Here is a 25,503-nt window from a genome sequence, read left to right on the forward strand (position 1 = left end):
ATCGCGACGACTAACAGGCCCCAGGGGCCGGAACGGATGGCTTATGTCTGAAAAGCAGCCTGCGGGCACTTCCATGGATACACGCACGCGTCCCGTCATGCCGCCAACGCTGGGGTATGTGGACCCCATCGCGCTGTGGCAGGAAATCGTGAATGGCGCGTGCGGGTGCAATGACCCGCTGGTCAAGGGGCTGCTGGCCACCGGCATCCGCAACCATGCGTCCTTCCGCTGCGCGCTGGCCGCCCTGATCGGGCGCAAGCTGGGGGATCGTTCGGTGGCGGATGACGCGCTGGCCGAACTGGTGAGCGAGGTATTCGACGCCGATCCCGATATCGTCAGCGCGGCGGCGGCCGACCTTGTGGCCATCCGTGAACGCGACCCGGCCACGGCCAATTACGTGACCCCCTTCCTGTTCTTCAAGGGCTATCACGCGGTGCAGAGCTACCGCGTGGCGCACTGGCTGTGGCACAACAACCGCTGTTACCTTGCCCTGCACCTGCAAAGCCGGTGTTCGGAACTGTTTGCCGTCGATATCCATCCTGCTGCGCGGCTGGGGCGGCGTATCCTGCTGGACCATGGCACGGGCATTGTCATAGGCGAGACCTCGGTGCTGGAGGATGACGTGTCCCTGTTGCAGGGCGTGACCCTTGGGGGCACCGGCAAGAATGTGGGCGACCGCCACCCCAAGGTGCGCCGTGGCGTGCTGATCGGGGCGGGGGCCAAGATCCTGGGCAATATCGAGATCGGCGAGGGGGCGAAGGTCGGCGCAGGCTCCATCGTGCTGGAATCCGTGCCCGCCTATACCACCGTGGTGGGCAATCCCGCCCGTATCGTGGGCACGCGGCATTCCAGCCTGCCGGCCTTCACCATGGACCAGATGCTGCCGCCGATCGATTATATCATCTGATGACCGAATTCGTGTTCAGGCCGCATGTCGCGGTGATCGGCGGTGGGCCTGCGGGCCTTGCCGCGGCCGAAATCCTGTCCGGCCACGGGTGCGGCGTCAGCGTGGTGGAACAGATGCCCACCATGGGGCGCAAGCTGCTCATGGCCGGGCGGGGTGGCCTCAACCTGACCCATTCCGAACCGGCGGATGCCTTTGCCGCCCGTTACGGTCATGCAGGCCCGATGATGGAACGCGCCCTGCGCGCCTTTACGCCGCAGGACATGGTGCAGTGGGCCGAAGGGCTGGGCCAGCCCTGCTTTACCGGCAGCAGCGGCCGTGTCTTTCCCCGCGCCATGAAGGCGTCGCCGCTGCTGCGGGCATGGCTGGCGCGGCTTGCCGCGGGCGGCGTGCGACTGCTGACGCGCCACCGCTGGGAAGGCTGGGACACGGAGGGCAGGCTGCGGGTGACAGGTCCCGGCGGCCCGGCATCGTGGCGGGTCAACGCCACGGTGCTGGCGCTGGGTGGCGCAAGCTGGGCGCGGCTGGGATCGGATGGCGCATGGCGGACGCACCTGCTGGGCCACGATGTTGAGGTAACCCCCTTCGCCCCCGCCAATTGTGGTTTCGTGACCGGGTGGGGCGCGGCGTTCACCACCCGTTTCGCGGGCACGCCGCTGCGGGGCATAGCACTTGCGCTGGATGGCGCTGACACTGTGCGGGGCGAGGCCGTGGTGACCGGCACGGGAATCGAAGGCGGCGCGGTCTATGCCCTGTCGGCCGCGATTCGCGACCGGATTGCGCGTGACGGCCATGCGCTGGTCCATATCGACCTGCGGCCCGCGCTGGATGTGGCGGAAATCGCGACCCGCATCGCCCGTGTGCGCGCGCGTGAAAGCCTGTCCAACACCTTGCGCAAGGCGCTGCGGCTGCCGCCCGTGGCCATTGCGCTGCTGCGCGAAGGGGGCGGGGGACCGCCGCCGCGTGACCCCATGGCCCTTGCCCGCCTGGTCAAGGCCGTGCCGGTGGTGCTGCGCGCGCCCGCAGTACTGGACCGCGCCATTTCGGTGGCGGGGGGAATCGCGTGGCCCGCGCTGGACGAACATTTCATGCTGCGTGCGCTGCCCGGCGTTTTCGCCGCCGGTGAAATGCTGGACTGGGAGGCGCCTACCGGCGGGTACCTGCTGCAGGGCTGTGTCGCGACCGGCCGCATGGCGGGGCAGGGCGCATGGGAATGGTTGCGTGACTCGCAGCGCGGGCGGTATCCGTCAGCGCCATGAGTGTTGCGATCACGATTGGTGAACGGCGCGGGGCCATGGCGACGGATGCCCCCGTGACGATGGACCTGGCGGAACTGCTGTCCACCCGCCTGCTGGTGCAGGGCAATTCCGGGTCGGGCAAGTCGCACCTGCTGCGCCGCCTGCTGGAGCAGTCCGCGCGCATGGTGCAGCAGGCGATCATCGACCCCGAAGGCGATTTTGTAAGCCTTGCCGAACGCTACGGCCACCTGGTCATTGACGCCGCCGAACATACCGAGGCAGCCCTGCAGGCGGCGGGGGAGCGGATGCGCATGCATCGGGCCTCCGTCGTGCTGAACCTTGAGGGCGTGGACGCGGAGGTGCAGATGCGCCGCGCCGCCGCCTTCCTCGGCGGCATGTTCGAGGTGCCGCGTGATTACTGGTACCCCGTGCTGGTGGTGGTGGATGAAGCCCAGCTTTTTGCCCCGGCAGCGGCGGGCGAGGTGTCGGATGAGGCGCGCCGGGCCTCGCTTGGCGCCATGACCAACCTCATGTGCCGTGGGCGCAAGCGGGGGCTGGCGGGGGTGATCGCCACCCAGCGCCTGGCCAAGCTGGCGAAGAATGTCGCGGCCGAGGCCTCGAACTTCCTCATGGGCCGCACCTTCCTTGACATCGACATGATGCGGGCCGCCGACCTGCTGGGCATGGAACGGCGGCAGGCCGAAAGTTTCCGTGACCTGGAACGTGGATATTTCGTGGCCCTTGGTCCTGCCGTGTCGCGCAGGCCGCTGGCGGTCAGGATTGGCCCGGTGGAAACCGAAAGCCGTTCGGCCGGTCCCACGCTCATGCCGTTCGAGCCGGTACCCGCGGGGGATGAGATCCGTGAACTGATCCTGACCCCCGTACCTGAACGTGAGGTTCCGGCCCGTCAGCCACGCAGTTTCAGCCCGCCGCCCGATATCCTGTCCCAGCTTGCCGCCCACGCTGAAACCGCGACGGTGGAGGCAGCGGAAGAGGAACCGGACGCGGCCCCCGTGGATGCGGCGGCCCAGCGGCTGCGCTTTATCGAGATCCTGAGCGATATCCTGCGTGACGAGGATGCGGGCTTTCGCCCCGTACATGTGCTGTATCAGGATTTTCTCGTCCGCTGCCGGATCGAGGGCATGGGGCGCGACGCGCTGGACATGCCGCGCTTCCGCCGCCTGCTGGCGGTGGCCAAGGCCGGAGTGGATGCGCAGACGGCGGAAAGCGGGCAGTGGCGGCAGGCCGAACAGATGGCGGGTGTGCTGCCTGATGATGTGCAGGGTATTTTCCTGCTGATCGCGCGTGCGGCCCTGCATGGTGAACCCTGCCCGTCCGACAGCCTGATTGCCCGCACATACGGCACCCATTCGCTGGGGCGCGCCCGGCGGCAGTTGGCCTATCTGGAGGAGCAGAACATGATCGTCCTGCGCAATGACGGGCTGGGCCGCCGTAGCGCCGCCATTATCGGCCCCGGCTGGGAAACCGCCCCCGCCATGCCGGATGGACATGGCGAGAAATAATAAAAGTCTTTGGTGAAGCTTTTTGCAAAAACTTCGAAAGAACGCCGCCTTTTTGAGAAAAAGGCGGCACCCAAAAACTTTTATTGTTTTTTATCAATGCACTGTTATGGGGAAACCTTATCAGCCCAGGCCTTATGCGTATCCTGCGTGTCTAAAACGATGCGTGTGAAAGAGGTATCGGGGGCAATGCACCGATGGCTTTCCCTGTCGCCGTGATCGCCCACGTTTCCGGCAGTCATGCGGGACAATAAAAAACCCTGCCTTCTTGCGAAGGCAGGGTTTTCCGTTTCTGGCGGGCCGAGGCTGCTCAGCGCTTCCACCATCCCGTCCGACGGTGCGTGGTCGGGGCGGCGTCCACGTCGATCGGGGCCGGGGCGGTATCCGCCGTGGTCGCCGTGGCTTCGGTACCCTCGTCGGCCTTCTTGCGGCGGCGACGGGTCGCCATCGTGGCCGTGGCCGTCTTGCGGGTCGTGGCCCGCTTTTTCGGGGCGGGCTTTTCAGCCTTTTCCGGTGCGGCTTCCGCCGTTTCGGCTACGGTTTCCACCGGGGCCGTTTCCGTCGCGGGTTCAGCCGTTTTGCGGCGCGTGGTGCGGCGACGCTTGGGGGCTTCTTCCGTGGCCGTGGTCGGGGCTTCGGCTTCGGTCGGGGCGGGTGTTTCCGCCGCCGGTTCCCCGGCCTTGTCCGCAGTCTTCGCCGCCGTGCGGGTGGTGCGGCGGCGCGTGGTGGCCGTCGTGCCCGTGCTGCGGCTGGCCGCACGCTTGCGCGTGGGCTTGGCGGGGGCGGCTTCCTCGGTTGCCTTTTCCTCCGCCGGTTTCGCCTCGGCTTCTGGCGCCGGGGTTTCCGCCTCTACGGCCTTATCAGCGGCCTTGCGGCGGGTGCTGGTGCGGCGCGTGGTGGTCGTCGTGCCGGCGCGGCGGCGGCGCGGCTTGGGGGCTTCTTCCGCTGCCGCTTCCGCAGCTGCGGGGGTGGCTTCGGGTTCGGCTTCCACTTCCACGGCAGGCGGGGTGGCTTCGGCGGCCGGTGCAGGGGGCGCCTCGGCTTCCTGTGCGGCCGGTGCCACCTCGTTTTCCACCGGGGTGGCGCGACGGCGCGTGCGGCGGCGCGTGCGGCGTGGCCTGGCGCTTTCTTCCTCGGCCACCGGGGCGGGTTCTTCCACTTCGACCACGACCGGATCGGCTTCCACAACCACTTCGCTGGGTGCGGTCGTCTGCTCGATCACGTCAAAGATGTCGATGATCGCATCGCCATACGGATCAGCCGGGGTGGGGCCACGATAGGCTGGCGCGGGTGCGGGGGCGGGCACCGGGGCTGCGGCCGGGGCGGGTGCTTCCTGTGCCGTATCCTCGGCGGCCTCCGCCGGGGTGGCCTGCGCGGCAGTACCGTTGCCACGGCGGCGACGGCGGCGACGGCGGCGGCGATGGTCGGTACCCGATGCGATATCCTCGTCCTCTTCCGTGTTGGCCACGGCTTCGACCGGGGTTTCCGCTGCGGGCGGTTCGGCCTGGATCTGGATTTCACGCACATGGCCGGTTTCAGCCGGGGCATGTTCGATGACGGGTGCGTCAAAGCGCGCCGTCTGCTGGCGCACGCGCTCGATCTTGCATTCCTGCGGCTGCAGGGTGGCGTCGGGCGCGAAGGCGACCTGCATCTTGTGCCGGGTTTCGATTTCCGACAGCCAGTTGCGCTTGTGGTTGAGGATGTAGAAGGCGATTTCCGGCGCGACGCCCACGGAAATTTCCGCGGCCTTGCGCTGCATGCCCTCTTCCTCGATCGCGCGCAGCACATGCAGCGCCGAGCTTTCGATCCCGCGCACGATGCCGGTGCCCTGGCAGTGCGGGCAGGGCATGAAGGCGGATTCGGCAATGGAGGGACGCAGGCGCTGGCGCGACATTTCCAGCAGGCCGAAATGCGAGATCTGGCCCACCTGGATGCGCGCGCGGTCGGTGCGCAGTGCGTCCTTGAGCTTGCGCTCGACCATGCCGTTGTGCTTGCGGCTTTCCATGTCGATGAAGTCGATGACGATCAGCCCGGCCAGGTCGCGCAGGCGCAGCTGGCGGGCGACTTCCTCGGCCGCTTCGAGGTTGGTGCGCAGCGCCGTTTCCTCGATATTGCGCTCACGCGTGGCGCGGCCCGAGTTCACGTCGATCGCGACCAGCGCCTCGGTCTGGTTGATGACCAGGTAGCCCCCCGACTTGAGCTGCACGGACGGCGAGAGCATGGAATCCAGCAGCCCCTCCACCTTGTAGTGCGAGAACAGGGTCTGCTCGTGGTCCTGCCACAGCCGCACCTTCTGCGCGTTCTGGGGCATGAGCATGCGCATGAACTCGCGCGCGGACTTCCAGCCCGGCTCGCCATCGATCAGGATCTCGCCCACTTCGCGCGTGTAGATGTCGCGGATGGCGCGCTTGATCAGGCTGGCTTCCTCATAGATCAGGGCGGGCGCGACCGATTCCAGCGTGTGCTGGCGGATGTCGTCCCACAGGCGCAGCAGGTATTCGCAGTCGCGCATGATTTCGGCGCGCGGGCGCTGGGCGCCGGCGGTGCGCACGATCATGGCCATGCCGCGCGGTATCTGCAGTTCGGTAATGATGTCACGCAGGCGGCGGCGGTCGGCGACCGACGTGATCTTGCGCGAAACACCGCCGCCACGCAGCGAGTTGGGCATCAGCACGCAGTAACGCCCCGCCAGCGACACGTATGTGGTCAGCGCGGCACCCTTGTTGCCGCGTTCTTCCTTGACCACCTGCACCAGCAGGATCTGGCGGCGGCGGATGACTTCCTGGATCTTGTAGTTGCGCAGGAAGCGCGCGATGCGGCGCTGGGCCTGTGCCTCGTCGCCGGTGTCGTTTTCACCGCCCACGGTTTCGGGTTCGTCGCCTTCCTCGCCGGCCGGGGCGTCGGTCTCGTCCTCGGCGCGGGGGGCGTCTTCTTCCTCGTCGTCACGCGCGCGGCGTTCTTCTTCCGCGCGGCGTTCCTCTTCCTGCAGCGCCAGCAGCTTTTCGCGGTCGGCTACGGGGATCTGGTAATAGTCGGGATGGATTTCACTGAAGGCGAGGAACCCGTGGCGGTTGCCGCCGTAATCCACGAACGCAGCCTGCAGGCTGGGTTCCACGCGGATAACCTTGGCCAGATAGATGTTGCCCTTGAGCTGCTTCTTGGATGCAGCTTCAACATCGTAATCTTCCAGGTGGTTACCATCCATCACGACCACGCGGGTTTCTTCCGCGTGGGTCGTGTCGATCAGCATGCGTTTGCTCATAAATAGGCGCACTCCGGTATGTCACGTTCCGGCATCCGGGCTGCGCGCGCGATCCGTGGCGGCAGGGGGAGGCGTGGGGAACGGACAGAAACATAAAAAAACAGGCGACCGGACCCGGACGGAACACCACCGCGCGGCGCGCGGGCGGACAGGCCATGCCAGCCCTGCGGATGCGGCGTATCCGTGCCGCCCGCGGTGGGGCATGGTGTCATCGCTTGTGCGGCAGGAACCCGCGTGGTGTTCAATCCATCCTCGGTCATGGCTGGGGAGGGCGCGGCCCGGCCTGATTGCCGGGGCGGGACCTTCCGTATCGACTGGTATGCCATCCGGTTTCCTGTCGATGGGGAACACCGGCGCGGCAGCGTCAGGTCGTGCGTGGCATGTGCCCCCACGCCGTGGCGTGGCCGGCATGGATGGCCGGTAAGCGTATGCCGCGCATGCATGATGCATGCCGGATGGAGAAAGTCATGCCTGCTGGCATCGGGCCGTTTCGGACATGCCCGCGGGGCAGCCGGACGTGGCGTGGTCCATCACGGCTGGGCAGCATGGCGCAATGAATCCATTCCTGCAAGGGGCCTTGCGTTTATCCCGCTGACTGCCGGCCCGTACGGTGATAAGGAAAGCGGACTGACCCGTAACTGTTTTGACCGGAACAAGATGCATGCCCAAAGGCCGGCCGGATGGAAATGATGCCCCGCAGCCAGCGCCACGGCGCGATGGTGCCGGCGTGCCCGACCTTGCGCGGCGCCTGCTGGTGGGCGGGCTGGCCGGGCTTGCGCCCGCGACGGCGCTGGCGCGGGTTGCGGCGCATGCCCCGGTTCACGCCGGGGCCACACATCATGCCGCCCGCGCGGCGCATGCGCCGCTGCATGCCCCCGCCATTACCGGCCGGGCCGCCCCGCCAAGGCCGCTGGTCATGCTGGACCCCGGCCATGGCGGCAAGGACCCCGGCGCGATCGGCATTTCCGGCACGTATGAAAAGCACGTGGCGGAAGCCGCCGCCAGCGAGCTGCAGCGCCAGCTTGAAGCCAGCGGGCGCTACCGCGTCGCGATGACCCGCGCCGATGACCGCTTCATCCCGCTGGAAGGCCGGGTGGACATCGCCCATGCCCACAAGGCGTCGCTGTTCATATCCATGCATGCCGATGCCCTGACCAACCGCGCCGTGCGCGGGGCCAGTGTCTATACCCTGTCATCGAAGGCGTCGGACCGGCAGACCGCCATGCTGGCGCGGACGGAAAACAGCGCCGACCGCTATGGCGGCCCGCAGGTGCATGCGGATTCGCCCGAGGTACAGGAAATCCTCGCCAGCCTCGTGACCGAGGAAACGCGCCACGGCGCGGCCCACATGGCCAGCAGCATCGTCACCGCCTTCCGCCCGCGTATCGGGCTGCTGCAGCACCCGTCGCGCCATGCCTCGTTCGTGGTGCTGAAATCGGCCGATATTCCCTCCGTGCTGGTGGAGATGGGGTTCATGTCCAACCATATGGACGAAGCGGCCTTGCGGCAGGCAGCCCACCGCATGGTGGTGGCGGGGGCGATGGTGCAGGCGATCGACCGCTATTTCGCAACCGACAGCATGGTGACCCATGCCACGGGCTGACACCGCGCGCGGCGGGGCATGGCGGCCGGGCCGCCCGCCCTTGTGATGGGGCGGGGCGTGCTTTTGCGGTTGCAATCAGGGTTCGGGTCTGTATTGTGCGCGCCATGGTAACGATCGCGCATGGTGCAGGGGCTGGAACGGGCGCATACGCGCACCTGTCCGCGCGCGCATGTGCGTGTGCCGGGCTGCTTCGTCTTCGACTTATCCGCCCCTGAGCGATCAGGGCCGGCCGCGTGCCGGCGCGCCCAGGGGATTGATCAGGCCGGTCCACGCCGGTCTGCGAACACGAAAGACAGGGGCACGTGACAGGCGTGCCGCCTCCCGTCACACAACAGGACCAAGTCCGAGGTTATTACCATGAGCATCGACCATCCTTCCTTTGGCCGCATCGACCCCAACCGCGTCATCATTTTCGACACCACCCTGCGCGATGGGGAACAGTCGCCCGGTTTTTCCATGAACCTCGCGGAAAAGCTGCGCATGGCCGAAGCGCTGGAGGAGCTGGGCGTGGACGTGATGGAGGCGGGCTTTCCCGTCGCGTCGAAGGGCGATTTCGACAGTGTCCACCAGATCGCCCAGAAGGTGAAGGAGACCGTCGTGTGCGCGCTGGCGCGCAGCGGGGGCAAGAACGACATCGCCAGCGCGGGCGAGGCGATCAAACCAGCGAAGCGCGGGCGTATCCACAACTTCATCTCCACCTCGCCGCTGCACATGAAGTACAAGCTGCGCATGGAGCCGGAAACGGTTCTGGAAGTGATCGAGGCCGGCAACCGTGCTGCCCGCCAGTTTACCGATGACGTGGAATGGTCGGCGGAAGACGGCTCGCGCACCGATCCCGACTTCCTGTGCCGCTGTGTGGAAACCGCCATCCGCGCCGGTGCCACCACCATCAATATCCCCGACACCGTCGGCTATTCCACGCCGGAGGACATGGCCCGCATCTTTGCCGACCTGCGCGCGCGCGTGCCCGGTGCGGATGGCGTCATCTTCTCCACCCACAACCACAACGACCTGGGGCTGGGTGTCGCCAACACGATCGCGGCGCTGAAGGCGGGGGCGCGGCAGGTGGAATGCACCATCAACGGCATTGGCGAACGCGCGGGCAACGCGGCGCTGGAGGAAATCATCATGGTGCTGCGCACGCGCCATGACGTGCTGCCCTACACCACCGGCATCCATACCGAACGCCTGCTGCGCACCTCGCGCATGCTGGCCACCATCACCGGCTTTGACGTGCAGCCCAACAAGGCCATCGTGGGCCGCAACGCATTCGCGCATGAAAGCGGCATCCATCAGGACGGCATCCTGAAGAACGCCGCGACCTACGAGATCATGACGCCCGAAAGCGTGGGCTGGACCCGTTCCTCGCTGGTGCTGGGCAAGCATTCGGGCCGCGCCGCCTTCCGTGACAAGCTGAAGGCCATGGGCTACGACAACCTGGAAGACGCGCAGTTCAACGAGGCGTTCTCGCGCTTCAAGGACCTGGCCGACCGCAAGAAGGTCATCTACGACGAGGACCTGGTGGCGCTGGTGGATGACGAGGTGCGCGACCACGCCCGCATCCGCTTCGTCTCGCTGGACGTGACCGCCGGTTCCCGTCGCCCCGCCACCGCCGATCTGGTGCTGGATGTCGATGGGAAGCGCGAGGAAGGCCGTGCCGAAGGGCAGGGGCCGGTAGACGCCGCGTTCAACGCCATCCGCGCCATTGTCGCCCATGACGCCACGTTGCAGCTGTATTCGGTTGGCGCCGTGACCGAAGGCAGCGATGCGCAGGCCCGTACCTCGGTTCGGCTGGAAGAGGGCGGCAAGCTGGTTGATGGCCAGGGTGCCGATGCCGATACGCTGGTTTCCGCCGTGCGGGCCTATGTCCATGCGCTGAACAAGCTGCTGGTCAAGCGCGACCGTGCCGAACCCGTGGCGCTGGACGCCTGACCCCCGGCGGTGCGCGCAGGCCCGCCGGCACTCACTGAATGAAAAAACCCCGCCACGGAACGGTCCGTGGCGGGGTTTTTTCCTTTGTCCGGGAATGGCGGGCGGGTCAGTACCCGCCATAGCCTTCCGGATAGGCGCCTTCCTGCGGGTAGGCCCCCTGCTGCGGGTAGCCTTCCTGGCCATATCCGCCGGACTGGCCATAATACCCGCCCTGCTGCTCGCCGTAATACCCGCCCTGCTGGGGATAACCTTGCTGGGGGTAGCCCTGCTGGGGATAGCTGGGCTGGGCATAGCCATATCCGCCCTGCTGCGCGGGGTAGGCGGCGCGCTGGGGGGCGGCCTGCGGGCAGGACCGGGGCGAATAGCCCGGTGGCAGCACGCGCCCGTCGGGGCAGATGGTGGAAGGCGCTTCGGCGCGCGGGCGGCGTGGCGGCGTCGTTGCCGCCCCGATCGCCGCCCCGCCGGCGGCGCCGGCCAGCGCGCCAATGGCCGCCCCCTGCCCGCCACCGGCCAGGCCACCGATCAGCGCCCCGCCACCAGCCCCCAGCAGGCCACCGCCAATGGCGCGCTGGCCGGGGTCACGGGTGTCCTCGCACGCGCCAAGGCCAAGGCACAGCCCCGCGGCAAGCAGGACTGCCGGGCGTAAGGTCATGCGGGGAAATGTCGTTTTCATGTATGTCTTTTCCGGTATCGCGGACATGGGTGGCACGATGACACCCCAGCCGCCTGTCGCTACAAAATGGTATGGCATGGATGGTTTGGCCATGACGAAAGCGGGGCATTTTGTAACAATCGTCAAAAGTGTGAAGATTTTAACAAATTAAAATTGTCTGGCCCCTTGCCCCTCCCTGTCTGCGCCGGTAATCCCTCAACCTGATCCAGACGGTTTTCGACAGTACGCAAGGCATGCCATTAGGGCATGCACTGCCGGTCGGGATGTGGGACAGTCCTGTCTGGTGTTGATGTCGGGAGTTCTGGATGTTTGCTCGTGTACTGGGTCTGCTTTCCGCTGACATGGCGATCGACCTCGGCACGGCGAATACGCTGGTTTACGTCAAGGGGCGTGGTATCGTCCTGAATGAACCGTCGGTCGTCGCGCTGGCAGAGGTACGGGGCAAGAAGCAGGTTCTTGCGGTCGGTGAGGAAGCCAAGCAGATGGTTGGCCGTACCCCCGGCAACATCACGGCCATCCGCCCGCTGCGTGATGGCGTGATCGCGGATTTTGAAGTTGCGGAAGAAATGATCAAGCATTTCATCCGCAAGGTGCATAACCGCCGCATGTTCGCCAGCCCGCTGATCATCGTGTGCGTGCCATCCGGCTCGACCGCGGTGGAACGCCGCGCCATTCAGGAAAGCGCCGAAAGCGCCGGCGCGCGCAAGGTCTTCCTGATCGAGGAACCCATGGCCGCCGCCATCGGCGCGGGCCTGCCGGTGACCGAGCCTTCGGGCAGCATGATCGTCGATATCGGCGGCGGCACGACGGAAGTGGCCGTGATCTCGCTGGGTGGCATCGTGTACGCCCGCTCCGTGCGGGTGGGTGGCGACAAGATGGATGAGGCGATCATTTCCTACATCCGCCGCAACCATAACCTGCTGATCGGTGAAAGCTCGGCCGAGCAGATCAAGATCCACCTCGGCTCCGCCATGCCGCCTGATGACCCCGATGACCCGGGGCCGTGGCGTGAGGTCAAGGGACGCGACCTGATCAACGGCGTCCCGCGCGAAGTGGTGGTGTCGCAGGCGCAGATTGCCGACAGTCTGGCCGAGCCGGTCAGCCAGATCCTTGATGCGGTGACCACCGCGCTGGAAAACACGCCCCCGGAACTGGCGGCCGATATCGTGGACAAGGGCATTGTCCTGACCGGCGGCGGGGCGCTGCTCTACCGTCTGGATGAAGTGCTGCGGCGCGAGACCGGCCTGCCGGTTACGGTGGGTGAGGACGCGCTGTCCTGTGTTGCGATGGGCACCGGCCGCGCGCTTGAGGAAATGAAGCGCCTGCGCAATGTACTGACAAGTATGTACTGACGAACGGGACAGGTGCGCTGCCTGCTGCGTAGGGAGGGCAGCGTGCGGATGGGGGAGACGCAGGACGATGCAGGTCCGGCGACCAGGCAGTATTGGACGGCCCGGCAGGCGTGACGTAACCGTTGCGCGTGGAAGGGCGGGCTGATGCCTGTTTCCATCCAGTTCCGCCAGGCGCTGGGCAAGCTGGTCTTGCCCGCGCTGATCCTTGTGGCCTGTGGCGTGATCCTGCTGGGCAAGGCGGATCGCCCGCTGATTGAAAAACTGCGCATGCAGACCGCCGACCTGCTGGCCCCGGCCTACGGGCTGGTGGCGTGGCCGCAGGCGAAGCTGCGCTGGCTGTCGGGCAACCTGCAGGACATCCGCAACCTTGAAGCCGAGAATATCCGCCTGCGCGCCGAGAACGTGTCGCTGCGGCACTGGTACGACGTGGCGGCGGCGCTGGCGGATGAAAACGCCGCGCTGAAGTCAAACCTGCACTGGATTCCCGATAACGCGCCCGCCTTTGTCACCGGGCGCGTGGTGCGTGACACCAGCGGCCTGTACGCCCGCGCCGTGCTGCTGGCGGTCAATCCCGACACGGCGGTCCACAAAGGGGGAATCGCGCTGGACGGGTCGGGGCTGGTGGGCCGGGTGACCGAGGTGGGCAAGCGTTCGGTCCGCGTGCTGCTGATTACCGATTCGTCCAGCCGCCTGCCGGTCACGCTGGAATCCAGCCATGCGGCGGCGATCATGGCGGGGGACAATACCCCCCTGCCGCGCGTCATCTTCTATCCCCAGGATAACGTCCCGATCGAGGGGGAGCGTGTCGTGACCAATGGGGAAATCGAAAGCCTGCCGGCGGGCCTGCCCGTGGGGCATGTGCATTACCTGCGGCCAGGGCAGCCGGTGGTGGTGCCGGCGGCAGCCCTGGACCACATCGATATCCTGCGCATATTCGATTACGAGGACAGCGTGTCCCCGCCTGATGCCCCGGGCCGCGTGCCGTTGCCCAATGTCGGGCGCACCATGTCCCTGCCGTCACAGTTCCAGTCCCATCCCGACCAGGGGCTGCATGGATGAAAACCTTCACGCCGCCCCCCATCCGCCCCGGCATCCACCCCCGTTCGGGGCTGGGTTACCGCATTGACCATGGCATGCGCAGCAGCGTGCCGTGCCTGTTCGTGTTTTTCGTGGCGCTGGTACTTTCCGCGCCGCTCAACCTGCCGGGGCAGGTGGAACTGATGCCCGCCGTCATCATGGCCACCGTTTTCCTGTGGTCGGTTTTCGTGCCGGTGCTCATGCCCTCCATCGCCGTGTTCATGCTGGGCATATGGGTGGATATCCTCAGCTTCGGGCCGGCGGGGGTCATGCTGCTCATGATGCTGATCGTGCACGGGATCGCGCTGTCGGGACGGTACACGCTGGCACGGGTTAATTTTTTTGTACTCTGGTTTGTGTTTGGCGTGGTGATGGTGGGCGTTACGGCGCTACAATGGGTACTGTGTTCCGCACTGGCCCTGCATATTGTGGAGTTTCTACCCTTTGTTTTCGAGACGGTCCTGGCCTTCGGCAGTTTTCCTGTCCTGTATACGGGGTTTGTCTGGACCTATCGTTTTGTCGTCAACAACGCGGACCCTTCCTGAAGCGGATGCGATCGTGCCTCCGTGCCGGATAAATGAATGAAGTTTCGTAAGAAGAAATCCGGCAACCGGCTCATGTCCCGTCCCGAGGAAGGCAAGAATCCTTCCCGTGGCGTATTCACCCGTCGTGCGCTTGTGCTTATGGCGGCACAGGGCGCGGTACTGGGCGCATTGGGTGAACGCCTGTACGGGCTTCAGGTTCTCAACGGCAGCCATTATGCGAAGCTTGCGGAAAACAACCGCCTGAGCAAACGCTTCTTCGCGCCGCCGCGCGGGCGGATCACGGACCGTTTCGGCATTTCGGTCGCGTCCAACCGCATCAACTGGCGCGCGCTGCTGCTGGCGGAAGAAACCACCGACATTGCCGGGACGCTGGAACGCTTTGGCCAGCTTGTGCCGCTGGAAGCGCGTGACCTGACGCGCATTGAGCATGAACTGCGGCACAAGCGGCGGTTCATCCCGGTCATGCTGCGCGATTTCCTGTCATGGGATGACATGGCGCGGCTGGAACTGAACATGCCCTCGCTGCCCGGCGTGCTGATCGATGTGGGCACCACGCGGGTCTATCCCTTTGGCCCGCTGCTGGCGCATGTGGTGGGTTATGTCGCGCCCCCTGCGGAAAAGGACGTGGTGCATAATGCCGAACTGGCGCTGCCGGGCATGCGCGTCGGCCGTTCGGGGATCGAGCAGACACAGGACGGCAGCCTGCGCGGGCAGGTTGGCTCGGTCGAGATGGAGGTCAACGCCGTGGGCCGCGTCATGGCCGAACTGGACCGTGACGAAGGCCTGGCGGGTGACGAGATCGCGCTGACCATCGACAGCGGCCTGCAGCAGCAGGTGCTCGGCCATATTGCCGACCAGTCGGCCAGTGCGGTGGTGATGGACTGCCGCAACGGCGAGGTGCTGGCCATGGTCAGCAATCCCTCCTTCGACCCATCCCTGTTCGATAGTGGCGTAAGCCAGGCCCAGTGGATCGAATGGACCAACAACAGCCAGACCCCGCTGATCAACAAGGCGGTGTCGGGGCTGTACCCGCCCGGCTCCACCTTCAAGCCCGCCGTGGCCATGGCGGCGCTGCGCGCGGGCACGCTGTCGCCATCCGACCGGATTTCCTGCCCCGGTTACATCGATGTGGGCGGTACGCGCTTCCACTGCTGGTCGCGCTACGGGCATGGCTCGATCAACCTGCGGCAGGGCCTCAAGTATTCCTGCGACGTCTTTTTTTACGAAGTCGCGCGCCGCACCGGCATGGACGCGATCGCGGCCACGTCCGAACTGTTCGGGCTGGGCGCGCACCTGCCGGAAATCGAACTGCCCCATGTGCGCCAGGGCCTGATCCCCACGCCCACGTGGCGGCGCAAGCATGGGCACCACTGGAATGGCGGTGACACCATTGTCAGCGGCATCGGGCAGGGATTCGTGCAGGTCACGCCCCTGCAACTGGCGACCTATGCCTCACGCATCGCCACGGGGCGTGACGTGCAGCCGCACCTGATCCGTTCCGTGGCAGGCCGCATGGCGGCGCTGACCGACCTTGGCCATGCATCGGGCATGGACATGCCCGACCAGTTTTTCGAGGACATCCGCGCAGGCATGTTCGCCGTGGTGAATGAGGAAGGGGGCACCGCCCCCAAGGCCCGGCTGGATATTCCGGGCGTGCAGATGGCGGGCAAGACCGGGTCGGCGCAGGTGCGCCGCGTCTCGCGCGCGATGCGTGAAAGCGGGCACTTCAATTCCGCCAACCTGCCGTGGGAATACCGCCCGCACGCTCTGTTCATCTGCTATGCCCCGTATGACGCGCCGCGCTACGCCACGGCGGTGGTGATCGAGCATGGCAATGCGGGCGCGGATGTCGCCGCCCCCCTTGCGCGTGATATCATGACCGATACCCTGCGCCGCGACCCGGTCAACCATCGCGAGCCGCCGGGGCAGGAAGTGGCGCAGGCCGAGGTGGACTGACCCGCCCGCCGGTGATCCCGCCCGGGGCCATGCCATCGCCGTGCCTGTTGTGGAGAATGGAATGAAATTCCAGAAGCGCCTGCTGCGCGCCGAACCCAACTTCCAGATCCTGACCAAGCTGTGGCAGGTCAACTGGCTGTATGTGCTGCTGATCTGCGCGCTGGCGGTCGTGGGCTATGGGGCGCTGTATTCCGCGGGCGGTGGCACGTCGCGCCCGTTCGCGGGGCCGCAGTCCATCCGCTTCTGCTTTGGCGTGGTCATGATGCTGGGCATTTCACTGATGAGTCCGGGCATACTGGTGCGCATGGCATGGCCGCTTTACATCTTCTCGCTCATCCTGCTCGTCGCCGTGCTGCGCATGGGGCATGTGGGCAAGGGGGCGGAGCGATGGCTCATGCTGGGGGGGCTGCAGGTGCAGCCATCGGAACTGGCCAAGATCGCCCTTGTCCTCATGCTGGCGGCATGGTTCCACAAGATCAGCTACCGCCGCATGGGCAATCCGCTGTTCCTGCTGCCGCCCGCCATCATGGTGCTTGTGCCGGTCGCCCTTGTGCTCAAGGAACCCAACCTTGGCACCGCCGTCATCATCGGCACGGTGGGGGCCAGCATGTTCTTTGCCGCAGGCATGCGGCTGTGGCAGATCGCGCTGCTGATCCTGCCCGTGCCGTTCCTGGCCAAGGTCGCCTACAGCCACCTGCATGACTACCAGAAGGCGCGGGTCACGACCTTCCTGCACCCCGAAAGCGACCCGCTGGGGGCGGGCTACAACATCATCCAGTCCAAGATCGCGTTGGGGTCGGGTGGCATGTGGGGGCAGGGCTACCTGCATGGCACGCAGGGACAGCTGAACTTCCTGCCTGAAAAGCAGACCGACTTCATCTTCACCATGATTGCCGAGGAATGGGGTTATGTCGGTGGCGTTACCGTCATTGGCATGCTGCTGCTGCTGGTCTTTGGCGGCATGCTGATCGCCATACGCAGCCGCAACCAGTTCGGGCGGCTGCTGGGGCTGGGCATTTCGGTCAACTTCTTCCTGTACTGCGCGGTCAACCTGTCCATGGTGATGGGGGCGATCCCGGTGGGGGGCGTGCCGCTACCGCTGATTTCCTATGGCGGGTCGGCCATGCTGATGGTCATGTTCGGTTTCGGGCTGCTGATGTCGGCATGGGTGCATCGCAACGATACCTTTGGTGAAACGGTGGAAAACAGGGACTGATGGCGGGTATTGTCCCGCCCACGGCCGCCGTCCGCCGCGCCTATCGGCTGAGCCGCTATCACGTGCCCGGCCTGCCGGTCATCCGCATCGGCCAGCCGCCGCGCTGGCCCGGCAGGGCGCCGGAAGGCGATATCGTGCTGCTGAGCGCGTGTAATCCCGGTGGCCGGCTGCATGCGGATGGCTGGAACCGGCGGATGATGCGCGCACTGGCCTGCCATCTGCATGGCGTACCGCATGTATTGGGTGAGGGACGGCTGGGCCGATGGGCCGAACCGCTTTACGCGGTGCGCGTGCCGCTGGCGCGTGGCCTGCGGCTTGCGCGCCTGTTCGGGCAGAATGCGGTGGTCGTGCTGCACGGCACGCAGCCCGCGCGGCTGGTGTATCTGGCGTAAGGAAAGAAGTTTTTGGTCAAGCTTTTTGCAAAAGCTTGAAAAGAATGCCGCCTTTTTGAAAAAAGGCGGCACCTGAAAACGTTTGTTACTTTATTTTTATCAGTTGGTATCAGCCTTCGATCTGGCTGAAATCGGCGATCAGCACCGTCATGCGGCACAGTTCCGACAGCAGGCGCAGGCGGTTGGCGCGCACGGCGGGATCGGTGTCGTTCACCGTGACCTTGTCAAAGAACTGGTCAAGGGCCGGGCGCAGGGCGGCGACATCCCGCATCGCGTCCGCGTAGCGTTCCTGCGCGATGGCCTGTTCGACCGCCGGGATGGTCTTCTGCAACTGTTCGGCCAGCGCCTTTTCCTCGGGCTGGGTGTACAGCGCCGGGTTGGGCGTGCCCTCATGCGGGCCGTCCTTGCGATCCTCGATGCGCAGGATATTGGCCGCGCGCTTGGTCGCCGCCAGCATGTTGCGCCCGTCCCCGGTCTCCAGCATGTCGGCAATGGCCTTCGCGCGCGCCAGCAGGCGCACGATGTCGGTATCCGTATTGCCAACCGATACGGCGGCCAGGATATCATGCCGCGCGCCTTCGCCACGCAACTGCACGCGCAGGCGGTCGGCCACGAATTCCGGCAGCACGTCAAGGTCGGGGGCAAGGCGCAGGGATTCGGGCAGGCCCTGTGCCGCTTTCCAGAACACCCTGGCCAGATCCAGCCGCAGCCCGTTTTCACGGATGATGCGGATGACCCCCAGTGCCGCGCGACGCAGGGCGTACGGATCGCCCGACCCGCCCGGCTTTTCACCCACGGCGAAGAAGGCGACCAGCATGTCGATCTTGTCCGCCAGCGCCACGGCAATGGATACCGGAGCGGTGGGCACCTCATCTTGCGGGCCACGCGGCATGTAATGCGCGCCAATGGCGTCCGCCACGGAGGCTGGCTCCCCATCATGACGGGCATAATAGGCGCCCATGACGCCCTGTAGTTCAGGGAACTCACCTACCATGCCGGTTGTCAGGTCAGCCTTACATAATAGGGCAGCCCGTTGTGCAAGTGCCTGAAAGTTCGCCACTGTTTCCGGTTGGAGATTGGCAATATCCTCTGGCGTTCTATCGAACCATGTCATGCCCGCAGGCATGCCTGCCAGGATGCCTGCAAGTCGTACGATACGTTTGACCCGTTCTCCTTGGCTACCAAGGGCGGCGTGGAAAACGATCCGGTCAAGTTCCGGCACACGGCTTTCCAGCGTACGGGTGCGGTCAAGGTCCCAGAAATGGCGGGCATCGGCAAAGCGCGCGCGCAGCACGCGTTCATTGCCCGCAATCGTCAGCGCGCCGCCATCACGCGGCAGCAGGTTGGCGACGAAGGCAAAGCGGGGGGCGGCCGAGCCATCGGCGTTGCGCAGCGCGAAGTAGCGCTGGTTCACGCGCATGGATACCTGCATCACCTCGGGCGGCAGGGTCATGAATTCGTCGTCGATCTGGCCAAGGAAGGGCACCGGCCATTCGGTCAGGCCCGCGACCTCGTCAATCAGGCCGGGATCGGCCACGACGCTCAGCCCTTCCTCGGCGGCAAGGCTGGCCACGCCTTCGGCAATGATGGTGCGCCGCGCGGCGGCATCGGGTTCGACCTCGCGTGCGCGCAGGCCATCCAGCCAGTCCTTCGTGCCGCCGACCGCGAACGCGCCGGGGGCGGTGAAGCGGTGGCCTTCGGTCAGGTTGCCAGCCTTCAGGCCGTGGCCGTTATCCTCTCCTTCCGCCAGCGTGAAGTCCACGACCGCGCCATCAAGGATGCACACGATCCGGCGCAGCGGGCGCACCCACGTAAAGGCGCTGCCCACGCCCCAGCGCATGGATTTGGGCCATGGGAAGCGGCGCAGCAGGCCGGGCAGGACGCGGGCCACCTGCTGGCCGGCCGGGATGGGCGCGATTTCGCGGTGCAGCACCCAGAAGCCGTTTTCCGCCACCAGCGCGTCCCGGTCCACCCCATGCTTGCGCATGAAGCCGGCCAGCGCCTTGTCCGGCGCGCTTTCACGCGGGCCGCGTTCGTTCACCGTGCCGCCGGGCACCGTTGCATCGACCGTCAGCGACAGCGCGATGCGGCGCGGCCCGGCAAACGCCGCGGCGTCGCGCGGGTTGAGGGGGCCGAGCGCCTCGCACACCAGGCGTTCGAGGTCGGCCGCCGCGCGCGCCTGCATGCGGGCGGGGATTTCCTCGGAAAAGAGTTCGATAAGGAGTTCGGGCATGATCTCTTATTCCTCGCCCGCCAGCCACGTTTCGCAGCAACGTTTGGCCAGCGCGCGTACGCGGCCGATATAGGATGCACGCTCGCTGACGCTGATCACGCCGCGTGCGTCGAGCAGGTTGAACAGGTGGCTGGCCTTCAGGCACTGGTCATAGGCGGGCTGGGCCAGCCCCGCTTCGGCAAGGGCGGTGGATTCGCGCTCGGCGTCGATGAAGTGGCGGTGCAGCATCTCCACATCCGCGACTTCAAAGTTGTGGCGGGAATAGTCCTGCTCCGCGCGCAGGAACACATCGCCGTATTTCAGGCCCTGCCCGTTGAAATCGAGGTCATAGACATTCTCGATTCCCTGCACGTACATCGCCAGCCGCTCCAGCCCGTAGGTCAGTTCGGTCGAGGGCATGACGGTGGGAATGCCGCCCACCTGCTGGAAATAGGTGAACTGCGTCACCTCCATCCCGTCGCACCAGACTTCCCACCCCAGGCCCCAGGCACCGATGGTGGGGTTTTCCCAGTCATCTTCCACAAAGCGGATGTCGTGTTCCAGCGGGTCGATGCCGATGGCGCGGTAGCTGTCCAGCAGCAGTTTCTGGCTGTCTTCCGGCGTGGGCTTGAGCAGGACCTGATACTGGTAATAGTGCTGCAGCCGATTCGGGTTTTCGCCATAGCGGCCATCGGACGGGCGGCGGCAGGGCTGGACATAGGCCGCCTTCCACGGTTTCGGGCCGAGTGCGCGCAGCGTGGTATGCGGCGACAGCGTGCCCGCGCCCACTTCGGTGTCGTAGGGCTGGAGGATGGCGCAGCCCTGATCGGACCAGAACTGGTGCAGTTTCAGGATCAGTCCCTGAAACGACAGCGGGCGCGGGGTGGTGGGTGATCGGGGCACGGGGGCCGGGTCCATGAACAAGATGCTCCGGTAAACGGGGAGAGGTCTGCACCATCTGGCGCAAAATCGCCGGGCAGCATACCGTTATGCGGCCCCGACCGGAAGATCGGGCGTGCCATACGCCCAAAGCGGCCCCTACATGGCGGGTTTGGGCCTTGTTTATTGCGCCCGCACGGCCCACATCGGCAGGGATACGGTATCCCAGCCCAAGGCAGGACAGACAGGATGAATGACCAGGAACGCCAACTGATCACACAGTTTTTTGCCCGCGTCGGGGGCAGTGCCCCCGGCAGCGTGCCGCAGACGGCAAACGCCCTTCCGCCCATCGACCCGCAGGCTGACCAGTATATCGGGGAGATGTTCCAGAAATATCCTGAAGCCCGCTACCGCATCACCCAGACCGCCGTGGTGCAGGAAGCCGCCCTGGCGGAGGCGCAGAACCAGATCCGCCAGCTCCAGTGGCAGTTGCAGCAGGCGCAGCAGCAGATCCAGCAGTTGCAGCAGCAGGCCCAGTCCCGGCCGGCATCGGGCGGCGGCGGGTTCCTCAGCGGCATGTTCGGTGGTGGGCAGCGCGCACAGCAGGCTGCCCCCCCGCCGGGCTGGGGTGGGGCCGCGCCGTCCGCCCCGCCGCCGCAGCCGGTCTATCCGCCGGGCATGCAGCCGGGCATGTTCCCCGCGCGTGGTTCGGGATTCCTTGGTTCGGCCCTGACCACGGCGGCAGGCGTTGCCGGCGGCATGATGGTGGGCAATGCGCTGACGGACCTGTTCAGCGGGCACCATGACGCGGGCGGATTCGCCAGTGGCGTGCCGCAGCCGGGTGGCGAGACGATCATCAACAACAACTACGGTGACAGCACGGCCGGCACTGGCGGCGCCGATCCGTTCGCCGGCGGCGGCACCAGCGCCGATTCCGGATTTGACGCCGGTGGCGGCGATGGTGGCGGTGGATTCGACGGCGGCGGTTTCGACGCGGGCGACGATAACAGCTTCTGAGCTGCCATCTGGTGACGACAGGGAAAGGGCATCCGTTACGGGTGCCCTTTCTGGTTCAGGCAGTGCTGCGAGCCGTTGCGCGTCCCTCCCTGCCTTCAGGTCCGATCCGGCATGCCCGCGGGCATCGTATCCGGGCCTGCATCGGGCCGGGTGTGATGGCGTCAAGGCCGACGCGCCGGGCGACATGATCGTGATGCAGTCATGTGTGTGCCGTACGGGGGCATGGCCTGTATGCAGGAACGGCATACCGGAAGCGCGTCGTGCCGGGCAGGCGGATGGCCCGGGGGCATGAACGCATATGGCCGACACGGCGCGGCCTGTAACAGCGGGGAGGATGATGTGATGATGCAGCAGGAATTCTCCCTCGACCCGCCCGCGACGGCCACGCCCCGGCATGAAAGGCTGGGCGAGGGGGCATCCGTCCTGCGCGGTCATGCCGCAGGGCTGGCAGGTGACATGATTGCGCAGATAAGGCGGATTGCCGCCCTGTCCCCTTTTCGGCGCATGACGACAGCAGGCGGGGGCATGACGTCGGTTGCCATGACCTGCTGCGGGGCGGCCGGATGGTGCAGCGATGCCCGGGGTCACCGTTATGAACGCCGTGATCCCATGACAGGCCGGCCATGGCCCCCCTTGCCACCGGCATGGCGGGCATGGGCCATCGGGACCGCGCGGCTGGCGGGTTATGATGGTTTCGCGCCGGATACCTGCCTGATAAACGGCTATCGGCCCGGCACCCGCATGGGATTGCATCAGGATGGCGATGAACGGACGGATGCGCCGGTTGTATCCCTCTCCTTCGGGCTGCCCGCCCTGTTCCAGTGGGGCGGGTTGCGGCGGACCGACCCGGTCAGGCGCATTCCCCTGCTGCATGGCGACGTGGTGGTGTGGGGTGGCCCGTCACGGCTGGTGTTCCACGGTATCGCCGCGTTGCGCGCGGGCCAGCACCCGGTGACGGGGCCGTGCCGTTACAACCTGACCTTCCGGCAGGTGTGGTAGGGGACGGCCCCAGGCGTATCAGACCTTGAGCGCCGCCGCCTGCTTCGCGCGTGCCGTAATGGCCGCGACATCGGGCGTGCCCGCGGGCACCAGCCACGACCCACCCACGCACAGGACGGAAGGCAGGCCCAGCCAGTCCGCTGCCGTATCGGCCTTGATGCCGCCGGTGGGGCAGAAACGCGCCTGGCCGAACGGCGCGGACAGGGCCTTCAGCGCCGGGATGCCGCCTGCGGCGGTGGCGGGGAAGAACTTGAAATGCGTAAGCCCCAGGTCCAGCCCGCGCATGATGTCGCTGGCATTGGCCGTGCCGGGCAGCAGCGGGACGTCGCACGCATTCGCGGCATGGGCCACGTTGGCGGTCAGGCCGGGGCTGACGATGAAGCGCGCACCCGCGTCCACCGAACTTTTCAGGTCATCGCCATTCAGCACGGTGCCCGCGCCTACGACAGCGCCTTCCACCTTCGCCATTTCGGCAATGACCTCCAGCGCGCATTCGGTGCGCAGGGTGACTTCCAGCGCGCGCAGGCCACCGGCCACCAGGGCTTCGGCCACCGGGCGGGCATGGGCGGGATCGTGGATGACCAGTACCGGGATAACCGGGGCAAGGGTCATGATGTCTTCAATGCGGGCCATGTCGGCTTCCCTTTTTTTACAACGGTTCGCGGCGCGTGCGCCGGGGTTCAGCGCCGGGGTTCAGGCGTCTTCTTGTGCCGCCATGTGGTCCATGGAGGCAAGGATGGCCGATGCCCCCTGTTCGGGCATGTCCACGTTTGCGCGCATGAGCGCGAACAGTTCGCGCCCCGTGCCGAACTGCGGCGCGGGCGGGCGCGACGGCGTGCGGTTCGCCAGTTCCGTGGCCGATACCAGCACGTCAATCTGGCCCGTTTGCGCGCATACACGCACCCTGTCCCCATCGCGCAGCAGCGACAGCGGGCCGCCGACATAGGCTTCGGGGCCGATATGGATGGCGGCGGGCACCTTGCCGCTGGCGCCCGACATGCGGCCATCGGTCACCAGCGCCACCTTGTGCCCACGGTCCTGCAGCACCGCCAGCGTCGGCGTCAGCCTGTGCAGTTCGGGCATGCCGTTGGCGGCCGGCCCCTGAAAGCGCACGACGACAACCACGTCGCGGTCCAGCTTGCCATCACGGAAGGCCGTCAGCACGTCTTCCTGATGGTCGAACACGGCGGCCGGGGCCTCGATCGTCCAGCGTTCGGGGGCGACGGAACTGGTCTTGTAGATGCCGCGTCCCAGGTTGCCGTCCATCACCTTCATGCCGCCATCGGCACGGAACGGGTTGGCGGGCGCGCGCAGGATGGTGTCATCGGTGGACGGACCGGCTTCTTCCCACGCCAGCGCATCATCCTTCATGCACGGCATCCTGCGGTATTCGGCAAAGCCGCCACGGGCGACGGTCATGATGTCGGGATGCAGCAGCCCCGCATCCAGCAGCGAGCCGATCAGGCTGGGCATGCCGCCCACCGCGTGGAAGGCGTTCACATCCGCCGACCCGTTGGGATAGACGCGGGTCAGTTGCGGCACGACGGCGGAGAGCTGGTCGAGGTCGCTCCAGTCGATCACGATACCGGCCGCCCGCGCCATGGCGGGCAGGTGGATGGCCAGGTTGGTGGACCCGCCCGTGGCCAGCAGGCCGACGGCGGCATTGACGATGGCACGTTCATCCACGCACAGGCCCAGCGGGCGGTAGTCGTCGCCGCGTGTGCCGATTTCGCTCAGCCGGTGGATGGCCGCCCGCGTCAGTTCCTGCCGCAGCTTCGTATTGGGCGGCACGAAGGAGGAACCGGGCAGGTGCAGTCCCATCACCTCCATCAGCATCTGGTTGGTGTTGGCCGTGCCATAGAACGTGCAGGTGCCTGCGGCGTGGTAGGAATCGGATTCCGCATCCATCAGGCGTTCCTTGTCCACCTTGCCTTCGGCGTAAAGCTGGCGGATGCGCTGCTTTTCGCTGTTGGGCAGGCCCGATGGCATCGGCCCCGACGGGATCAGGATGGCGGGCAGGTGGCCAAAGCGCAGTGCGCCGATCAGCAGGCCGGGCACGATCTTGTCGCAGATGCCCAGCATCGCGACCCCTTCGTACATGCCATGGCTCAGCCCCACCGCCGTGGACATGGCGATCACATCACGGCTGAACAGGGAGATTTCCATCCCCGGCTGCCCCTGCGTCACGCCGTCGCACATGGCGGGGGTCGCGCCCGCCACCTGTGCGGTGCCGCCCACTTCGCGCGCGAACAGCTTGATCTGTTCGGGATAGCGGCCATAGGGCTGGTGGGCGGACAGCATGTCGTTATACGACGTGATGATCCCGATATTCATGCCGCGCGCCGATCGCAGGCCCGTCTTGTCATCGCCCGACGCGGCGATGGCGTGCGCAAGGTTGCCGCAGGCCAGGCGGGGGCGGCTGATACCATTTTTACGCTCACGCGCGATCAGGTCCAGATACGCGCGGCGGGTACGGGCCGAACGGGAAATGACCCGTTCGGTCACGGCGGTCAGGACGGGGTGCAGGGTCATGGGATCTCACAGACATTGATAGGCCTGCCCACAAGCGGGGCGGGCAGGTTCGCCATCCATTGCACCGGCAACGACAGCGGGTTTAAAAGCGGTCGGAATGTGCGAATATCCTGTGACCGCATGGCGAAAGGTCATTTATTTGAAAAAATATGGGAAGTTCAAGACATAAAATTATAAAAATAATCACAAATACA

At 66.2% G+C, this 25,503-nt stretch carries 21 protein-coding genes; 15 read left to right on the top strand and 6 right to left on the bottom strand.

Annotation, left to right across the window (positions count from 1 at the left end; genetic code table 11):
• Nucleotides 1-97 precede the first annotated feature (97 nt).
• Genes cysE through CFR76_RS06890 form a run of 3 tightly spaced genes read left to right on the top strand, consistent with a single transcriptional unit; the run spans nucleotide 98 to nucleotide 3,665 of the window.
• Nucleotides 98-907, top strand: coding sequence for a serine O-acetyltransferase (cysE, locus tag CFR76_RS06880; RefSeq protein WP_408884359.1), 810 nt, complete (start codon nucleotides 98-100; stop codon nucleotides 905-907).
• The gene (locus CFR76_RS06885) at nucleotides 907-2,163 is read left to right on the top strand and encodes a TIGR03862 family flavoprotein (RefSeq protein ID WP_110556464.1); all 1,257 of its coding nucleotides are present in this window, start codon (nucleotides 907-909) and stop codon (nucleotides 2,161-2,163) included. Before cysE ends, CFR76_RS06885 begins: the two co-directional genes overlap by 1 nt.
• The gene (locus CFR76_RS06890; RefSeq protein WP_110556465.1) at nucleotides 2,160-3,665 is read left to right on the top strand and encodes an ATP-binding protein; all 1,506 of its coding nucleotides are present in this window, start codon (nucleotides 2,160-2,162) and stop codon (nucleotides 3,663-3,665) included. Before CFR76_RS06885 ends, CFR76_RS06890 begins: the two co-directional genes overlap by 4 nt.
• A gap of 307 nt (nucleotides 3,666-3,972) precedes the next feature.
• Here the strand turns inward: CFR76_RS06890 and CFR76_RS06895 are convergent, their stop codons facing one another.
• Nucleotides 3,973-6,924, bottom strand: coding sequence for an Rne/Rng family ribonuclease (locus CFR76_RS06895; protein ID WP_110556466.1), 2,952 nt, complete (start codon nucleotides 6,922-6,924; stop codon nucleotides 3,973-3,975).
• 202 nt (nucleotides 6,925-7,126) lie between these two features.
• Between CFR76_RS06895 and CFR76_RS17970 the strand changes: the two genes are divergently transcribed.
• The 3 genes from CFR76_RS17970 (at nucleotide 7,127) to CFR76_RS06915 (ending at nucleotide 10,459) form a co-directional block, all read left to right on the top strand.
• Nucleotides 7,127-7,348: a hypothetical protein gene (locus CFR76_RS17970; RefSeq protein WP_167402071.1), complete on the top strand. Its 222-nt coding sequence runs from the start codon at nucleotides 7,127-7,129 to the stop codon at nucleotides 7,346-7,348.
• A 237-nt stretch (nucleotides 7,349-7,585) separates the two neighbouring features.
• On the top strand, nucleotides 7,586-8,527 hold the full coding sequence (locus CFR76_RS06910) for an N-acetylmuramoyl-L-alanine amidase family protein (protein WP_110556467.1): 942 nt from the start codon (nucleotides 7,586-7,588) through the stop codon (nucleotides 8,525-8,527).
• A gap of 357 nt (nucleotides 8,528-8,884) precedes the next feature.
• A complete protein-coding gene (locus CFR76_RS06915; RefSeq protein ID WP_110556468.1) occupies nucleotides 8,885-10,459 on the top strand; it encodes a 2-isopropylmalate synthase in 1,575 nt (524 codons plus the stop codon).
• Between the two features lie 106 nt (nucleotides 10,460-10,565).
• On the opposite strand, the gene CFR76_RS06920 is transcribed toward CFR76_RS06915, so the two are convergent.
• Nucleotides 10,566-11,132 carry a hypothetical protein gene (locus CFR76_RS06920; protein ID WP_110556517.1) on the bottom strand — a complete coding sequence of 189 codons (567 nt, stop codon included), beginning with the start codon at nucleotides 11,130-11,132 and terminating at the stop codon, nucleotides 10,566-10,568.
• Here CFR76_RS06920 and CFR76_RS17975 point away from each other — a divergent pair.
• From CFR76_RS17975 to CFR76_RS06950, 7 genes are all read left to right on the top strand, one after another.
• On the top strand, nucleotides 11,131-11,283 hold the full coding sequence (locus tag CFR76_RS17975) for a hypothetical protein (RefSeq protein WP_167402072.1): 153 nt from the start codon (nucleotides 11,131-11,133) through the stop codon (nucleotides 11,281-11,283). The genes CFR76_RS06920 and CFR76_RS17975 overlap by 2 nt on opposite strands.
• A gap of 154 nt (nucleotides 11,284-11,437) precedes the next feature.
• Nucleotides 11,438-12,484, top strand: coding sequence for a rod shape-determining protein (locus CFR76_RS06925; protein WP_010515049.1), 1,047 nt, complete (start codon nucleotides 11,438-11,440; stop codon nucleotides 12,482-12,484).
• A 144-nt stretch (nucleotides 12,485-12,628) separates the two neighbouring features.
• Nucleotides 12,629-13,543, top strand: coding sequence for a rod shape-determining protein MreC (gene mreC / locus CFR76_RS06930; protein WP_110556469.1), 915 nt, complete (start codon nucleotides 12,629-12,631; stop codon nucleotides 13,541-13,543).
• Nucleotides 13,540-14,106 carry a rod shape-determining protein gene (locus tag CFR76_RS06935; protein ID WP_110556470.1) on the top strand — a complete coding sequence of 189 codons (567 nt, stop codon included), beginning with the start codon at nucleotides 13,540-13,542 and terminating at the stop codon, nucleotides 14,104-14,106. Before mreC ends, CFR76_RS06935 begins: the two co-directional genes overlap by 4 nt.
• Nucleotides 14,107-14,142: 36 nt before the next feature.
• On the top strand, nucleotides 14,143-16,062 hold the full coding sequence (mrdA, locus tag CFR76_RS06940) for a penicillin-binding protein 2 (protein WP_110556471.1): 1,920 nt from the start codon (nucleotides 14,143-14,145) through the stop codon (nucleotides 16,060-16,062).
• 61 nt (nucleotides 16,063-16,123) lie between these two features.
• Nucleotides 16,124-17,278 carry a rod shape-determining protein RodA gene (gene rodA, locus CFR76_RS06945; protein WP_110556472.1) on the top strand — a complete coding sequence of 385 codons (1,155 nt, stop codon included), beginning with the start codon at nucleotides 16,124-16,126 and terminating at the stop codon, nucleotides 17,276-17,278.
• Nucleotides 17,278-17,670, top strand: coding sequence for a DUF3293 domain-containing protein (locus CFR76_RS06950; protein WP_110556473.1), 393 nt, complete (start codon nucleotides 17,278-17,280; stop codon nucleotides 17,668-17,670). The genes rodA and CFR76_RS06950 overlap by 1 nt, the downstream gene beginning before the upstream one ends.
• A 109-nt stretch (nucleotides 17,671-17,779) precedes the next feature.
• Here CFR76_RS06950 and glyS read toward each other — a convergent pair whose 3' ends face one another.
• Both glyS and CFR76_RS06960 read right to left on the bottom strand, forming a co-directional pair.
• Entirely contained in the window at nucleotides 17,780-19,903 is a 2,124-nt protein-coding gene (glyS, locus tag CFR76_RS06955; protein ID WP_110556474.1) for a glycine--tRNA ligase subunit beta, read from the bottom strand.
• A 6-nt stretch (nucleotides 19,904-19,909) separates the two neighbouring features.
• A complete protein-coding gene (locus CFR76_RS06960; RefSeq protein ID WP_110556475.1) occupies nucleotides 19,910-20,800 on the bottom strand; it encodes a glycine--tRNA ligase subunit alpha in 891 nt (296 codons plus the stop codon).
• Between the two features lie 210 nt (nucleotides 20,801-21,010).
• Here CFR76_RS06960 and CFR76_RS06965 point away from each other — a divergent pair, with 210 nt between their 5' ends.
• On the top strand, nucleotides 21,011-21,778 hold the full coding sequence (locus CFR76_RS06965) for a DUF2076 domain-containing protein (RefSeq protein WP_110556476.1): 768 nt from the start codon (nucleotides 21,011-21,013) through the stop codon (nucleotides 21,776-21,778).
• A 342-nt stretch (nucleotides 21,779-22,120) separates the two neighbouring features.
• Nucleotides 22,121-22,777: a DNA oxidative demethylase AlkB gene (gene alkB / locus CFR76_RS06970; protein WP_110556518.1), complete on the top strand. Its 657-nt coding sequence runs from the start codon at nucleotides 22,121-22,123 to the stop codon at nucleotides 22,775-22,777.
• Nucleotides 22,778-22,795: 18 nt separating this feature from the next.
• On the opposite strand, the gene eda is transcribed toward alkB, so the two are convergent.
• Together eda and edd are read right to left on the bottom strand one after the other, a co-directional pair.
• Nucleotides 22,796-23,410, bottom strand: a complete 615-nt coding sequence (eda, locus tag CFR76_RS06975; RefSeq protein WP_110556477.1) for a bifunctional 4-hydroxy-2-oxoglutarate aldolase/2-dehydro-3-deoxy-phosphogluconate aldolase — start codon at nucleotides 23,408-23,410, stop codon at nucleotides 22,796-22,798.
• 60 nt (nucleotides 23,411-23,470) lie between these two features.
• Complete coding sequence (gene edd, locus CFR76_RS06980; RefSeq protein ID WP_110556478.1) at nucleotides 23,471-25,309, bottom strand: phosphogluconate dehydratase; 1,839 nt, start codon at nucleotides 25,307-25,309, stop codon at nucleotides 23,471-23,473.
• Nucleotides 25,310-25,503: the final 194 nt, after the last annotated feature.

Origin of the sequence: Komagataeibacter swingsii (assembly GCF_003207895.1) — a bacterium.
In the GTDB taxonomy this organism is placed as follows: Bacteria; Pseudomonadota; Alphaproteobacteria; order Acetobacterales; family Acetobacteraceae; genus Komagataeibacter; species Komagataeibacter swingsii.